Origin of the sequence: Enterococcus sp. 9E7_DIV0242 (genome assembly GCF_002140975.2) — a bacterium.
Lineage (GTDB): Bacteria > Bacillota > Bacilli > Lactobacillales > Enterococcaceae > Enterococcus_L > Enterococcus_L clewellii.
Genome location: NZ_CP147247.1, coordinates 3,427,197 through 3,443,233, shown reverse-complemented (window position 1 = coordinate 3,443,233; position 16,037 = coordinate 3,427,197). Strand labels below are relative to the sequence as shown.

Annotated in this window: 12 protein-coding genes; 6 read left to right on the top strand and 6 right to left on the bottom strand. The window is 41.2% G+C overall.

Annotated features, from left to right (window positions below; genetic code table 11):
* Positions 1-57: 57 nt before the first annotated feature.
* Entirely contained in the window at positions 58-1,893 is a 1,836-nt protein-coding gene (locus A5888_RS16245; RefSeq protein ID WP_086350555.1) for a beta-glucoside-specific PTS transporter subunit IIABC, read from the bottom strand.
* Between the two features lie 376 nt (positions 1,894-2,269).
* Here A5888_RS16245 and A5888_RS16240 point away from each other — a divergent pair, with 376 nt between their 5' ends.
* From A5888_RS16240 to A5888_RS16230, 3 genes are all read left to right on the top strand, one after another.
* A complete protein-coding gene (locus A5888_RS16240; RefSeq protein ID WP_170924870.1) occupies positions 2,270-2,635 on the top strand; it encodes a YxeA family protein in 366 nt (121 codons plus the stop codon).
* Positions 2,636-2,648: 13 nt separating this feature from the next.
* Positions 2,649-2,771, top strand: coding sequence for a hypothetical protein (locus tag A5888_RS16235; protein WP_283160601.1), 123 nt, complete (start codon positions 2,649-2,651; stop codon positions 2,769-2,771).
* A gap of 313 nt (positions 2,772-3,084) precedes the next feature.
* Positions 3,085-4,665 carry a WD40/YVTN/BNR-like repeat-containing protein gene (locus A5888_RS16230; protein WP_086350553.1) on the top strand — a complete coding sequence of 527 codons (1,581 nt, stop codon included), beginning with the start codon at positions 3,085-3,087 and terminating at the stop codon, positions 4,663-4,665.
* A 173-nt stretch (positions 4,666-4,838) separates the two neighbouring features.
* Here A5888_RS16230 and A5888_RS16225 read toward each other — a convergent pair whose 3' ends face one another.
* From A5888_RS16225 to A5888_RS16210, 4 genes are read right to left on the bottom strand one after another with little or no spacing between them, the layout of a single operon-like run.
* Positions 4,839-5,897, bottom strand: coding sequence for a tyrosine-protein phosphatase (locus tag A5888_RS16225; RefSeq protein WP_086350552.1), 1,059 nt, complete (start codon positions 5,895-5,897; stop codon positions 4,839-4,841).
* A 2-nt stretch (positions 5,898-5,899) separates the two neighbouring features.
* Positions 5,900-7,204, bottom strand: a complete 1,305-nt coding sequence (locus A5888_RS16220) for a PTS sugar transporter subunit IIC (protein ID WP_086350551.1) — start codon at positions 7,202-7,204, stop codon at positions 5,900-5,902.
* Positions 7,205-7,219: 15 nt separating this feature from the next.
* Positions 7,220-7,522, bottom strand: coding sequence for a PTS sugar transporter subunit IIB (locus A5888_RS16215; RefSeq protein ID WP_086350550.1), 303 nt, complete (start codon positions 7,520-7,522; stop codon positions 7,220-7,222).
* The gene (locus A5888_RS16210; protein ID WP_086350549.1) at positions 7,519-7,866 is read right to left on the bottom strand and encodes a PTS lactose/cellobiose transporter subunit IIA; all 348 of its coding nucleotides are present in this window, start codon (positions 7,864-7,866) and stop codon (positions 7,519-7,521) included. The genes A5888_RS16215 and A5888_RS16210 overlap by 4 nt, the downstream gene beginning before the upstream one ends.
* Before the next feature lie 326 nt (positions 7,867-8,192).
* Here A5888_RS16210 and A5888_RS16205 point away from each other — a divergent pair, with 326 nt between their 5' ends.
* The gene (locus A5888_RS16205; protein WP_086350548.1) at positions 8,193-10,832 is read left to right on the top strand and encodes a sigma-54-dependent transcriptional regulator; all 2,640 of its coding nucleotides are present in this window, start codon (positions 8,193-8,195) and stop codon (positions 10,830-10,832) included.
* Positions 10,833-10,923: 91 nt separating this feature from the next.
* Here A5888_RS16205 and A5888_RS16200 read toward each other — a convergent pair whose 3' ends face one another.
* Positions 10,924-11,778 carry a MerR family transcriptional regulator gene (locus A5888_RS16200; protein WP_086350547.1) on the bottom strand — a complete coding sequence of 285 codons (855 nt, stop codon included), beginning with the start codon at positions 11,776-11,778 and terminating at the stop codon, positions 10,924-10,926.
* Between the two features lie 498 nt (positions 11,779-12,276).
* On the opposite strand from A5888_RS16200, the gene A5888_RS16195 reads away from it, so the two are divergent.
* Together A5888_RS16195 and A5888_RS16190 are read left to right on the top strand one after the other, a co-directional pair.
* The gene (locus A5888_RS16195) at positions 12,277-14,007 is read left to right on the top strand and encodes an ABC transporter ATP-binding protein (RefSeq protein ID WP_086350546.1); all 1,731 of its coding nucleotides are present in this window, start codon (positions 12,277-12,279) and stop codon (positions 14,005-14,007) included.
* On the top strand, positions 14,000-15,799 hold the full coding sequence (locus tag A5888_RS16190) for an ABC transporter ATP-binding protein (RefSeq protein ID WP_086350545.1): 1,800 nt from the start codon (positions 14,000-14,002) through the stop codon (positions 15,797-15,799). The genes A5888_RS16195 and A5888_RS16190 overlap by 8 nt, the downstream gene beginning before the upstream one ends.
* Positions 15,800-16,037: the final 238 nt, after the last annotated feature.

Here is a 16,037-nt window from a genome sequence, read left to right as displayed (position 1 = left end):
AACAGGCCGGTTCCTTTTTTTGTTTTAATGATTTCCTCTACACTAAACATGCTATTCCTAAATCGTTGTAACAGCCAATAAATCAGACTCGCTAGTCACTTCATTTTCTAAATTAAATGAGCTGACAGTATAACGGTCCTGGTTCGTTACAACACAGATCACCGTCGGATCAAAACCAGCTGCAGTAATTTTCTTCAAATCAAATTCAATTAGCCTCTGTCCACGCAGAACATAATCACCAGCCTTTACAAAGGAGGTAAAGCCTGCGCCTTCCAGTTGAACTGTATCGATACCGATATGGAACAATAGTTCTGCGCCATTTTTCAACTTCATTCCCACTGCATGATTGGTTTCAAAGATCATTGTGATTTCGCCCTCTTCAGGTGCAACCAGCTCACCGATCTCCGGAATAATCCCAACGCCTGCACCAACCATTCCGCTTGCAAACACATCATCTTTCACTTCACTCAAAGGGATGACTCTTCCAGCCACAGGACTAGACAGCAGCTCCATACCAACAGCTTTTTCTAAGTTTACTGCCTCTGTTTCTTCGACTTTTTTATCTTGGAATAACAGCAGTACAGCAATAAATGCTACAACAAAGGAGAGACCCAGTGTCGCAAAAGCCCAAATCAGGTTCATGGGATTACTCTTATCTGCAAACATTGTAATACTCGCCAACCCAGGTCCGACCAAAGCAAAAGCTTTGATTGCTACAATACCGGCAAAGCCTCCACCGATCAAACTCGCACCCATCACGCCATACAAGACCCGCTTATTCAAAATCGTTACACCATACAATGCTGGCTCCGTAATACCAAACATTGCAGAAATACCAGCAGAAATAGCTGTTGAACGCAGCTTTTTGTCCTTTGTTTTCACACTTACTGCAAAACACGCGCCTGATTCCGCAATATTGTGGGCTAGAGAAGCCGGTAGATAAAGCAGCTCCATGCCAAGCTCACTCATTGAAGAAACCGCATAGGGAATCATTGCTTTGTGCATCCCTGTCACAACCATTAATGGTAAAATTGCTGCCAATAAAGCGGTCGCCAGCCACCCAAATTGATTGTACAACGTGATAATTGCTGAAGAAAAGATCGTTCCGACATTGTAGCCCAATGGCCCCAAAATCAATAGTGCAACAGGTACAGTAATCAACAAACTCATCATCGGCACAAAGAATATTCGAATGGATTTAAGGGAGAAGCGTGTAAACAGCTTTTCCATCTGTGCATAAAACAGGACTGTCAAAATTGCCGGAAATACTTGTGAAGCATAGGCAATATTTTCTACACCGAAGGAGAACAGGGTTGCCCCTTCTGCCAACATTGCTGTCATCCCTGGTAAAATCAATGCACCAACTGCTGAAACAGCTACTAACTGGTTGACTTTTAATTTGTTTGCAGTCGTCATAGCAACTAAAATCGGTAAAAAGTATAAAGGTGCACCACCGATCAAATCAAGAATTTGATAGGTCTGACTCTGATCACTCATCACTCCGGAAATCGATGCCAACATCAACAACGATTTCAGAATCCCCCCACCCGCAATTGCTGGTACTAATGGTTGAAAAATAGAAATAATAAAATCTAAAATCACTGCTCCGATTTTTTGTTTTTCTTTTGGCTGCTCTCCATTATCACTTAATTCACCGAGAAGCTTCGTTACCTCGTCATATACCTCAACAACATCATTACCGATGATCACCTGACACTGGACATTCTGACGAACACCCATCACGCCATCTACCGCTTCAAGTTTCTTGATATCTGCTTTATTTTTATCCTTCAATGTAAAACGCAATCTAGTGGAGCAATGTTCCAAGTGAGAAACATTTTCTTTCCCGCCAATCAAGGTCACGATCTGCGTCGCCGTCTCTTTATAGTTCATGTTAGCTTCCTCTTTTCCTTAATATTGTTTGTACTTTCCCGGCCGAAGAAAATACAAAAAGACAGGACTTAAATAAATCGACATTCCGTATCTGCATAAAATCAGAAAGAGAATAACAACTTATTTAGGTCCTGCCTGCACTACCAGTCACATGCCTGTCTATTTGAGTGTATTCTAACATAGAAAAATGAAACCGTAAACATAAAAATAAATATTTTAGTAGAGTGATGGCAGAGATCATGAAATAGTTAGTACCAAAAACGGATGTGACATTCCTCCCCTTTTCACCTTACAAAGCTGTTAGCCTCAGCTCAGACCTAAGGTTGATTTCATTTGAAGCGATTCGTTGTATGATCATTTCGAAAGGATGATCACTATGAAAAAAACAATCACTCGACTAGGAATTTTTGCCATTATTTCGGGGGCATTTGTATTCGGAATAAACTTTGCTATGAATAAATACATGGAGGAAAACTATGGTGGCCCAAGCTATTATACAAAAATAACGAATCCACCCGAAGCCAGCGGTATCACTGATGGTACTCAATTTTACGAGTACGATCAAGTCGCCTACGATGAAAAAGGGAGAGAAAAAACAGTCCATCTGAAAGAATATCGACAAAAACCATTACGACTATCCGCCTATTTGAAAATGGTCGTCAACGAGGAAAAGGGCGTGACTTCATGGAAAGAAATCAGCGAGAAGGATCTGCCAAGCACTGTAAAAGAAAAACTGGCCTAACGGAGGAAGACAGATGATAGATTTTTTATTGGGAATAGCGATGGACTTTATTGAGGCCATGATCGAACTGTTTATGAGCTTCCTACTCGTTCCTTTTGATATACTCAGCGATATATTGAACAAGTTATTCAGTTGAATAATCCACAAGAAGAATTATCTGAAAAGCAAGTTGAAGGAAAAGCGTCTAGTATGTAACAGGACTTCCTTCAACTTGCTTTATTTTTGTTGTGCTATGACAAATGCCCATCCAAGAAAACGATGATCCTGCTTGTATATTTTTGAGAAAATCAACCTAAAAATTTCCTACGAACAGACCCCTTGATCTTCTCTTTCTTTTTTATAACTCTCTTAATTTTATTTAAAAACGATTGTCAGATACTTGGTCAACCAGTAAACTGATAGACATAAAAAGGTTTTAAAAAAGTTGGGTATAAAAAGGAGGATATTTTATGAATTCTGAACTGTTGGTTATTGAGCTGCTTTCTGAAAAGAGAAAAATCTTGCAGCATTACTGGAAAAATCATAGACGACTTTTACGGATCATGGCTATCACAGCCGTAATAGCTGCTGTATTTTTCTTCGGTGTTGCTACTTTTGTTCGCCAATATATCGAAAGCATCGTGCGTAATTATACTTATTTTCACAGGGCTGGACAGCTTTATCAGTTATCCTTGATTGTTGGTGGTATTGTGCTTATTGCCTGTTTCATTTTTAGCCTTACCAGCTTTGTAAAAATGCGGTTTTTGGCTAGGAATTTTCCTGCATGGCTGGAAAAACAAGTCGCTGCAATTTTTGCCATCACTTCCGTTAAACAGGATAAGGATTATTACTATCTCTATTCAGCTAAAAGCGGGAAAAGCCACCCGATCGTTAAAAACTCCTGTCAGATACTGAGTACAACACTGGATGGTCAGAAAATAATGATTGGCCAAACGCCAACATTATTAGGCTTTTATCAAATAAAGCTGTTTATGCTGGATGAAGAAACTGTGATCGCTGTTGATTATGGGAAAAAAGACCAAGGTTTCCAACAAAAACTGCGGGTTTCATTTGGAACACTTCTGGTTCTTGGCTTTGTCGGCATCTCTTACTATGCTCTCAGACCAACTTCCTTCGAAGAAGCTCAACGTATCGCGCGTACGTTGGAAGGGTTTGACGATGTGGAGCAACAGGAGACCGCTTCCAGTTCCGAACCAGATAGGGTCAATGAGGAGCAGCTTCTGCGACAACCTGCGGGATTCCCGAAGCATCAAGCTGAAAAGGAGAACAGTCTATACATCGATCAAGCGGCCGATGAACTCTATATGACAACGGATAAGGGAACAACTTGGCGATTTGTGCCGATCAAGCCTGATTGGCTGAGAGGAGGAGACTACACGCTCACGACAGGTGAAGTTCCTTACGGCTATTGGATGGATGACACCTATGAGATCGATCCAAATTTTTCATGGTTTTTATATCCTTCCGATGACGGCGTTCATCTACTGACGTCCGCAGATGCTGGCTTATCTTGGCAAAAGCACACGATCAGTGAAGCTGTTGGTCCAATCCGCTATCGTAAAATGAGCTTCTCCCCCGACGGCTCTAGCGGCACAGCGATTTTCTGTACAACAGATAGCATGTCTAGTGAGAACATTTTTGTTTACCATACAACAAACAAAGGAAAAAACTGGCAAAAAAGTGACGTGACCACTATCAATCAACCCATTCAACATGCTAGCTTTGTTTCTCAAGAATTGGGATTCATCGCTACTCGCACGACAATTTATTATACTCATGATGGCGGAGTCTCCTTCAGCAAAGCAATACTGCATATGCCAGAAGAATATGCCTTAGATGGATTGGACATTTTTCAATCACCGGATGAAGTCTCTGAACTCAGTCCCAATGTTCTTGAAGCAAGCTTTAATTTATTGAAACAAACCTCTGAGTACGGAAATGACATGTATGCCTGCTTATTCCGATCGGAAGACAATGGGAAGACATGGTCCTTCATCAAGGAAGTCTCTCAGATAGATATTGTGAATTAAGTCATGAATAGCAAATAAGCAGTCGCTAAAGCTACATCAATCCTATTAAATAACCCGTAATACAACGAAATAGAAATCTCGGTTAAGCCCATTCTGTTCACCGAATGTATTGAGTAAAACACCCGAATCGCTGAAATGCTGTCAGAGATCCGGGTGTTTCCTATTTCTACTTATTATTTTTCGTATAAATACAGCTCTTTCAGCTTTTCAATCGATTCTTGCGTCATCCCTAACGCTTCGATTGCATAGGTTTCCATTGTGCCATAGGTTTCTTCCATCGCTTGGAAAGCACTGTCCAGATAAGTGGCTTTTGTCTGTTGCAAGGAAGCCAGATAATCCAAAACAAAAGAATCATCCGTATATTGCTTATAGATAGCCATTCGTTTTTCATTTCTTGGACGATTATAGCGGTCCGTCAAAAAGTAGTCCGCATAGATTGTTTCACGATCCACGCCTAGTAATCCTAGAATGATCGCTGCCGCCCAACCCGTGCGATCTTTCCCGCCTTGGCAATGAAACAAATTTGGCACTTCTCCTCGCAGCAATATCTGCATGAACTCCGCATAAGCTTCCTTCGCTTTTGTAGAAAGTACCAGCTCTCGCATCTGGCCAACCATTTGCTGCTGCATCTCGACGAGCTTTTCCTGACCCGCTTTCGTTTTTGCTAACTCAACGAGTTTTTCTACCTTTTGCTTGTCTTTGTTAGATTTATCAGAAGGTGTTTCACTGGCTTTTCTAGCTACAAGCGCATGCGGATCGAATTCGTAGTGATGGCGCTCACCAACTGCAATATCCGGATTCAAACGGATTTCTGCCGGAGAACGCAAATCGATCACTGAAGCTAGCTTCATATTCTTCAAATACGTCCAATCTGTACTATCCAAATGATCGGGCGCATCCGAGCGATAGATCAACCCCCACTTAGTCATACGCCCATCAACAGTCGAATAACCGCCTAAGTCCCGACAATTGTAAAGACCAGCGACTGGAATACGCCGTTCCGCGCCTAAATAATGGTCTTCTCCTAAAACCGTTTGATAAAATGTGCGTTTCATTTTAAGTTCAATTACCGGCCCTGCTACCCCCTTTTCAAAAGTACAACGTATCTCCTTTTCTTTTGTGTCTCCGTTCAGGTCACTTGTAATATAGACAACTAGATCACCCGAAAAATCTGCCTTCAAATCAAGAAACAATTCGTCTTCTTTTCTATATACTTCTATCATTTTCATCATAATTACAGTGTACCTTGTTCTGCTTCTAAATCAACAGTATTTTCATTTTTTTCAGCTTCTTCCAGTACGGCTTGCTCCTGAGCGGTCTCTTGAAGATCCAGTTTTTTCATAAATGGCAGATAAAGAAGAACGACTGCCACAAATTGAATCAACTGAACGACCAACCCTTGCCAACCTCCGGCCATAAACCCAGTCAGGAAGGTCGGGAGATTTCGCGGAACACTCAAACTGGTAATTGGCAGAAAACCAATAAGTGTTGCTACATAGGCAATAGCGATACACAACGGTGCTGCCAGCGTCAACGGAATAAACAATACCGGATTCAAAATCTGTGGAATACCAAACTTCATTGGCTCTGTGATACCAAAAACACTCGGAACAATCGATACTTTCCCAATAGACTTGAACTTCTCACTCCGACAAACAAAAATCAATATCACTGCCAGGGCCAAAGCACGTGGTCCTTTGTAAGCATCCAAGAAAAAGGAGTTGATCACGTTTTGCGCTGTCTCTCCAGCCGCAACAGCTTCCATATTGGCATACGCCTGAGAAGCATATAAAACGGTAATAATCGATGCGGTGACATTACTTCCATGAATACCGAACCACCAAAGCAATTCAGAAAGAAACATGATGAACAATGCGGACCAAATCGTACCACCCAATGTCTGTAACGGTGCCTGTAGAATCGTATAAATAAAATCATGCACATTTCCGTAGGATGTGCTGGAGAACAATAAACTCACAATAATTGCCAAAACAAACAGAATAGCTGCGGGTACAATCGCTTCAAAGGTTTTGGATATAAACGGCGGTACACTGTCGGGCATTTTAGGTGATAATTTCTTTTCTGAGAGCTTTGCAAAAGCCCAAGTAATAAAGATCGAGACGATCATCCCGACGAAAATCCCTTTTGATCCCAAATAACCTAGTTCAATTGCTTGTACAGGCTTTTCAGCCCCAACATCAAAATTGGTGATCGGTGTGACGATCAAAAAACTTGCGACAGCTAAAATCATGGATGCCGGTACATCGCTCTTGATTTCTCTTGCCAAAACATAAGACATCCCCAACACGATATACAGAGCAATAAAATTACTGGTGATCGTTGTTCCGATCGTACAAGCCTGATTGATAATATCCGGAAGATTCGGAATCATCTGCACCACCATCAGTAAACTGCCGACAATCGTAATCGGCAAGGTCAGCATCATCCCATTAGCAACAGTTTTAATAATCAAATTATTCGAAAATTTCACAATCATTTTATTCAGCTTTGGTCCAAATGAACTCTTTTCTTTTGCCATGTTTACACTCCTTTTTTACTTGTTCTCGATTGCCGCTTGGGCAAGCTTAAATACTTTTTCCCCATTCATCATCCCATAATCCATCATATCGATGACTTCGATAGGAATACCAGGATATTTTTGTTCGACCTCTTCTTTCTGAAACCCGATCTGAGGACCCAAAAGGATGATATCTGTTCCAGCCACGTAATCCTCTAGTTCACTTAATCCATAAGCTTCGATATCTGCTTCAATTGCTTGCTTTCCTGCATACTCCTTCATTCGATTGACTAACATTCCCGTAGACATACCACCTGCACAAGCTAAAATAATTTTCATGGGCGCTCTCCTTCTTTCATCAATGTGACATGCTTTTTCAACTCTTTCAATTCCTCATGAACTGTCGTAAATTCAACAGCTAAATCGATCGTTGTGATCGCAGACATCAAATGATCTTCACCATGGACCATAAATAGAGTTAAATCAATTGGTGTTTGCTCATCCGAAGCAGCACTTAGGATTTTCGCATGAGTATGGTGCGCTTCCTTTAGGTTACTTCTTGCTTCTGTCATCAGATGTTCTGCCTCTGAAAAATCGCCTTGCTTTGATGCACGAATGCTTTGCATAGCCAAGGACCGCGCATTGCCAGCATAAACAATGATCTGCATTACTTCGTTTTCCATTCATTTCCTCCTTTCACCTTCACATATTCTCTATAAGCAATTCCTATGCCAACACACTAAAATTATTCACTGCTGTATGATATTCACAACTTTACTCATCGTATAAAAGCCTCTATTTCTCCGTTTTAATCCCTATTTTAAAAAATGTCTGACTGTTATAAAAGACTTTTCTCTATTCAAAAACAAAACACTTTATCCGTTTTTCTGATAAAAAGCAACGAAGTGTGTCGTCTGCAACACACTTCGGAAAACAAAACACACAACTTTGACAGAAGCACCTAAAGCGTTTACAATCTATCTAATATGAACAAAGTAGGAGGAAAACGATGGGAAGAATCGAAACAATCTATCAATACATAAAAAAACTCCCTGAAGGAACGACAGTGACCGCACAGGAAATCGCTAATCAGCTACACATAGACAGAGCCAATGCCAGCAGTGATCTCAACGCCTTGGTCAAGCAAGAACGGTTAAAAAAAGAAGGAAGTCGTCCGGTTCACTTTTCATTGCCCGAGCAGCAACACCTCTCATCTATCGATCCTTTCAGCTTAAAAAATCCCAGTCTGAAAAATAGCATTGAACAAGCCAAGGCTGCTGTTTTATATCCGCCACAGCGGATGCATATTTTACTCAGCGGACAAACCGGTGTAGGTAAAAGTATGTTTGCGGAAGTGATTTACCGCTTTTCCCTGGAACAGCATCGAATCGCTCCAACGGCTAAACTGATCACCTTCAATTGTGCCGATTACGCAAGTAACCCACAGCTGATTCTCGGTCAGCTTTTTGGCGTGTGTGAAGGCGCTTATACAGGAGCTGTCGTCAGTCGCACTGGACTGATCGAAGAAGCGGACGGCGGTATTCTTTTCCTTGATGAGGTCCACCGTCTCAGTCCGGAAGCACAGGAAATGCTTTTCACCTTTATTGATAAAAAAGTGTTTCATGCTTTAGGTGAAACCTCCTTTGACAGAACAGCTGATGTACAGCTTATTTGTGCGACAACAGAAGATATCGACTCAGCACTTTTACAAACCTTTACCCGTCGAATCCCGATGAAAATCCATTTACCTTCTTTGGAAGAGCGGGGATTAAATGAACGGCTCAATCTTATTACAGATTTTTTTAGTGACGAAGCACATAACTTAAACCGTAATATAAAGGTTTCAATGAACTCTCTTCGTGGCCTTCTCAGTTATCCTTGTCCAAGTAATATTGGACAATTGAAAACAGATGTCCAGCTGCTGTGCGCGCAAAGCTATGCTCGTTCTCTTTCCAGTAAACAGGAAGCCTTGACGATTACTAGCTATGATCTACCTGACACGATCAAAGAGGGACTCTATTCTTCTGAGAAAAGAAGTGATCTGTGGAAGCTGACTGCCGCTTACTCGACCCGTTTTGTCGACTTTCAAAAGGATCAGGAAAACCATTTGCCTTTTTCGCAAAACGAGCCACACGATATTTACCAATTGATCGATCACAAAATCACTGATATGGAAAAAATTGGTTTGAACGCCAAAGCGACGAAAGAAGTGGTTGATATGACGATTCAAGATTTCTTCCATTCTTTGAGTACACATACAACCGACAACAATGACAGCGTCGTCAATTTGGTCGGTCATGAGATTTTCAGTACAGCAAAACGTTTTTTGACAGCAGCCTCGACGCATCCTGACAGCTACTCAGATAGTGTAGTATCAGGGTTAGCCATCCACCTGCACAATCTGTTAACGCGTATCAAAAGCGGACATCGGATCATCAATCCCAAGCTGGATGAAATCAAGCAGCAGCAAAAAATGTATTATGATATCGCAAATAAGAATAAAGAAATCATCGAGAACGATTTAGCCATTAAACTCCCCGATGACGAAGTAGGATTTTTAACATTATTTCTAATTCCACAAATCATCAATGAGGAAACTGCTAAAGTCAAAATACTCGTTGTTGCCCATGGAGAAGCGACTGCCTCCAGTATGGCCGATCTTGTCAATGACTTGTTAGGAAATCAAGCAGTAATTGCTTTCAACATGCCATTAACCTGCAAACCGAAAAGTATGCTGGTTGAAATCGAAGCTTATCTGAGTCAAATCCCAAATACAGATATTCTTATACTATCTGATATGGGCTCACTAACAAATTTTGCAGATGAACTTCAGAAAAATACAGAGAAGCACGTGCGATGTGTGGATTTAGTAAGTACCTTACATGTCCTTGAAGCCAGTCGAAAAGCTCATCTTGGCTACACCCTGAATGAAATCGTTACAGACATTCGCAAGATTACTCATATGGAAGAAACAGCTAAAGAAGGCGAAACAACAATTTCCCCGAAGAAGAGCTTTATTCTGACTGCCTGTACAACGGGAAGCGGCTCTGCACGATTATTAAAGGAGCTGTTGAACAAGCAACTGAACCGGTACGATGATTTTGTTGAAATTCGGTCATTCCAGATAACAGATGAAGCGATGCTCGAAAAGGAACTGTTATCTGTAAAACAGCAAGGAGAAATTCTTTGTTACGTGAGTACCTTCAAAATCACAACCCTTCGCTGTCCCTATTTTAATGTTTCTCAAGCGTTTAACAGTGATGCTTTGGAACGAATGCAACAGCTGATTGATTTTGACTTTACCTCAAATCTGGCCATTCAAAATGTTGCGCCCCTGATTCAAAATCTAGACGGGACGATTCTTTTGGAAAATATCAAAAACTGGATCATTGCCGTAGAGCAACAATTGGCGTTGGAGATTTCAACTGAAATAAAAATCGGCCTGATGTGCCACCTTGCTAGCGTGATCGATAGTTTGAAGCAGAGCAGCCAGTCCGTTTTTGAACAACTAGTCACCCCTGTATCGGACACTGAGCAACGTCTATACAATGAACTGCGTTCGCTTGAACTGATTTATAGTGTCACTTTTTCACAGGAAAATTTCGACCATGTATTAGCCTATATATTTAAACAAAGATTTGATTTGTAGCTTTTTATTGAAGGACTCTGTATCGTCAAAAATACAGAGTCCTTTTTTCATGTCCCTTTCTGACATGCTTCTATCTTTTTCCGCTTATACTTTACTGCTTTTCCAACGCTTTTCCTGAACGGCTTTTGACTGGAAGCATCACTTCAAAAATCTGTTGTTCTTGATTCGCTGTAGCAATCTCATCCTGCCACGCCAATTCCCATATATCCCCATCGACCACCAAGTCATGTTCATCCAGATACTTCTTGAAACGATCACTGAAATCGGTCAACTGATGAATTTCATCTTTGACAAAGCCAGAAAGGTAATAGCCTGCTGGGCGAACAATAAGTTGATTATCTGAGTACAACGCTACCCGTTCCTCTGGTATTCGGATCAAGGCCCGATAAGGACCTGTATGAATATTTTCCTCTTCAATCACACGACCATCCACTAAAAAACCGATTGGATAGCCGCTGAAAATATCTCTAGATTGTATCAAAGCATAGAAACGGGAATACACTTGAAAGGCCAAAGAACCGTCTGTTGGTTCAATGAGTTCAGAAACGACAAAATGCTCCTTCTCTCGATAATCAAGAATCAGTGCCTCAAAATCAGCAGCTTCTATTTTTTCATGGCGACTGATATAGCTATCCAATGCTGTACGAATCTGTTCCAGTTCCTGAATTTTTTTAGTCACCTTTTCTCTTTGATTCAGCAACTCTTTTTGAGTGTATTCAGGATTGCGTCGTTTTAAAAAGGTTCGTATCTCATCTAATGGCATGTTCAATGCCTTCAAAATCAGGATCACATCGATTTCTCCATATTGATCAAACGTGTAATAGCGATACCCATTTTCTCCAATTTTTTTTGGTTTAAATAAATCGATCTGATCGTAGTAAATCAATGTCCGGCGACTAACCCCCGCATATTCAGCAACCTCACTGATTGATAAAAATTTTTCCAAAAAAATTCACCTCCACCACTTGACTGTAACGTAACGTTACAGTTTATTCTATATGAATCACACGAAAAAATCCATTGCACGAACAGTGGTAATTGACATACGTACGAACAATTACATTTAATTTTCGTTGTATTCATATACATGAATCACACGAAAAAATCCATTGCACGAACAGTGGTAATTGACATAAGTATAAACAATTACAATTTATTTTCGTTGCATTCATATACATGAATCGGACGAAAAAATCCACTACGCGAACAGCACCAATTGCTCTAACTACGAACAATTGGCTCTTCTATTTCATCGTATTCATAAAATATGGATTACTGAAAAAAGAGAACAAGCCGACCCTTTCTTGGTCGCTTTTCATCTAATACGGGAGGCCTATTTCCTTTTTATCTAGACTGCTAGGGAATCAAATAGCGGACCACCCAAAAAGAGAAGTCATGGTATTACTCGATTGACTTCCTCAATAGAAAGAAGGAGGAAAAAACAATGCAACAACTAAAATTATTTTCTAAAAATCATTCCAAAATAGTATTCGGAGTCGTTCTTCTAATGGTTTTACAATCCTTTGGAACCTTGCTCGTTCCCCACTTTGTCGCAAGCATTATCGATTACGGGATACTTGAAAAGGATAGACAGGCCATTTTGATCTATGGCGGCTGGATGCTGTTAGCAGCTTTGCTTACCGGTGTCCTTTCTATTTTATCCAGCTATTACTCCGCACATCTGGCCGGTAAATTCGGTCATTTTTTGAGAAAAAAATTATTTAAAAAAACGCAGGAGCTATCTGTCACAGATGTTGAAGCGTTCGGTACACCGACACTTTTGGCACGAACAACTAGTGACATCAACAACATTCAACAGATTCTTATGATGACGCTGCAAATGATCCTTCCGGCACCATTGATCGTCCTTGCTTCGATCATTTTGACGGGTACAGTTTCCGTCAAGATGATTTGGATACCGATTGCGGCAATTATCCTGTTCTCAGTCATTGCTTTAGTTGTTATTCGTAAAGCTATCCCGCTCGCTGAGGTTATGCAGAAAAATGTTGATAAAATGATGCGCATCCTAAGAGAGATGTACACAGGCGTCAAAGTAATTCGAGCATTTGACAAAGGACAGGATGAAAAAGCTCGTACCGATCAAGCATTTACGGACTATTCGATCGTTATGATTCGTGTCAACAAGCTGTTTGCTGTTCTCAATCCAACCGTCAATCTGGTCATGGGGCTATCAATGACTGCTATCCTTTCCTTTGGTGGTTGGTTGAGCGGTGCTGGAAATCTGCCCGTCGGAAGTATCACAGCAATCATTGAATATACCGTCCTCAGTCTCTGGTTTATGACTATGGCTGCAATGGTCATCGTAATGATTCCAAAAGCATTGACCTCTTTGAACCGAATCGAAGAAGTCCTCTATACAGAAAATGAGATCAGTGACGGAACTGAACACTTCAGTGAACAGTCTACAAGCATTGTCGCAGCCTTCGACCATGTTGATTTTGCCTATGATGGCGCGGAAGAGCCGGTTTTAAAGGATATTCATTTTAACATTCACCGCGGACAAATCACTGCGATCGTCGGCGGAACTGGTTCAGGAAAAAGCACGATTGCCAAAGCCTTACTTCGTTTGAAGGATGCTGCGCAAGGCTCTGTCAATTTTCTTGGAAAAGATGTCCGTGAAGTTACTCAAGCTGAACTGCGAGATAAAATCAGCTATGTACCTCAAAAAGCCCTACTTTTTAGCGGAACCATCATGGATAATTTTTTGTTTGGCAATCCTAATGCGGAGCTTGAACAAATAGAAATGACAGCAAAAGTTGCTCAGGCAAAGGATTTTATTGAATCCTTGCCGCAACAATACCAGTCAGTCGTCGCTCAAAAGGGTAGTAACTTTTCCGGTGGTCAAAAGCAACGGCTGAGTATTGCTCGAGCATTGATCAAGCCAGCGGACCTTTACTTTTTCGACGACAGCTTTTCAGCCTTGGATTACCAAACAGATGCCAACCTACGAAAAGCACTCAAAACGTACCTAAAGGAAACAGCTGTCGTCATCGTTGCCCAGCGAATTTCTACCATCAAAGATGCGGATCAGATTATCGTTCTTGATGAAGGGAAAATTGTTGGTAAAGGCACGCATCAGCAATTGCTGGAAACCTGCAAAACCTATCAGGAATTTGCCGTATCACAAGGAATGGAGGGAAGTAGCCATGACTAAAAAAAATCATAAAGAAACAATGGATACGCCAAAAGAATTAAAACAAACAAGCCGCAGACTCCTGCAGCTTTTGAGCCAACAAAAAAGTAAGTTCACCCTGATTATTTTCTCCGCCTTCTGCTTCTCTACACTGATGGCTGTTACGCCATTGATCTTAGGGTGGGGATTAGATAATCTGATTGCTCTGATCCGTTCCGAAAGCTTTACTTTCGAAACCTTTGTTTTGGAATTAAGACTACCGGTTATTTTGCTGCTTGTAGGCTGGGGATTGATCAGTCTCTTTTCTCTCTTGCAGGAGTACACGATGGCCAGTGTCAGTGAAACCTTGATCCTGACCTTGCGTAAGCAAATTACAGATAAACTAAATAAGCTACCTGTTGGCTTTTATGACCAGTACAAAACAGGGGATATTCTTAGCCGAACGATCTTAGACCTTGATAAAGTATCTGAGGTACTTCAGGTCGGTTTGATGCAGCTGATCACTTCTATTATCAGTATCGTCTTTGGTGTGGCCGCTATGCTGATATTAAGTCCACTATTGACGATCGGTATTTTGTTGATTCTATTGATCAGTAGTTATACAACAAAGAAATTGGCAATGAGGAACCAACAGTATTTTGCAGAGAATCAAGAAGCGCTAGGTGCCGTTGGAGCTAAAGCAGAAGAGCTTTATTCCGGTAATCTGGTCATAAAAGCTTATAATCAGCAAGCCATGGTTCAAGAAGAAATGGATAAACTAAACGACCAACAATTCGAGGCGTTTAAACGAGCTCAGTTTGTCAGCTTTGCCATTAATCCATTGATTCGTTTTATCAACCAAATCGGCTTCGTGATAAGTGCCGTTGTCGGTGGATTTCTAGTTATCAGCGGTCAGCTATCGATTGGATTGATCCAAGCCTATCTCCAATATATCAATCAGGTTTCTGAACCAGTAACTCAAGCATCTTATATCATCAACACGCTGCAAAGTGCCCTAGCGGCATTGGAACGGATTTTTGAAATCTTGGATGCACCGGAGGAAGTCGAAACAGACACACCGTTACCAGTTCCCGAAACGGTTGATGGCGAAGTTGCTTTCGAGCACATTGCTTTTGGCTATACACCAGAGAAACAGCTGATGAAGGATGTCAGCTTTACCGTCAAACCTAAGCAAAGTGTGGCGATTGTCGGACCGACCGGCGCAGGGAAAACGACTATGATCAATTTGCTGATGCGTTTCTATCCATTGAACGGCGGACAGATCACGGTCGATAATGTGGATATCACACGCTATTCTTCTGCAGGCATTCGTCAAAAATTCGGGATGGTGCTGCAAGACACTTGGCTCTATCAAGGAACGATTGCTGAAAATATCGCCTATGGAAAGCCCAATGCAACACGTCCAGAGATCATTGCTGCAGCTAAAGCTGCTCAGTGTGACCACTTCATCCGCACGCTGCCTCAAGGATATGATACCCTGATTTCCTCAGAAGGAAATGAAATTTCTCAAGGGCAGCAACAGTTATTGACGATCGCTCGAGCAATATTGGCTGATCCAAGTATTTTGATTCTGGATGAAGCGACCTCCAGTGTAGATACACGGACAGAGAAGCTGATTCAACAAGCGATGGATCACCTCACTCAGGGACGAACAAGCTTTATCATTGCCCACCGCCTATCAACAATCAAAAATGCCGATCTGATCCTTGTCATGAAGGACGGCGATATTATTGAAAAGGGAACCCATCAACAGCTATTGAATCAGGAATCTTTTTACGCCAATCTATACAATAGCCAATTTGCCTCGACATAAAAGACACTATACAAAAGAATTGAGTCCCCCCTTTTTGGTTGCTAGCGCTAAACAGAACGAAAATAATCGACTGACAAGCCACACTCTGTCATATTAAAGAATGCAGAGTGGCTCGTTAATCAATTATTAATCAAGTTGATCTTGAGGGATAAACTAGGCTATTCTACTTCTTTATTCTTGTGATTATTCGTTACATGTAGACAAACACTAATCATTGAGTAATAAATTATTTCTATAA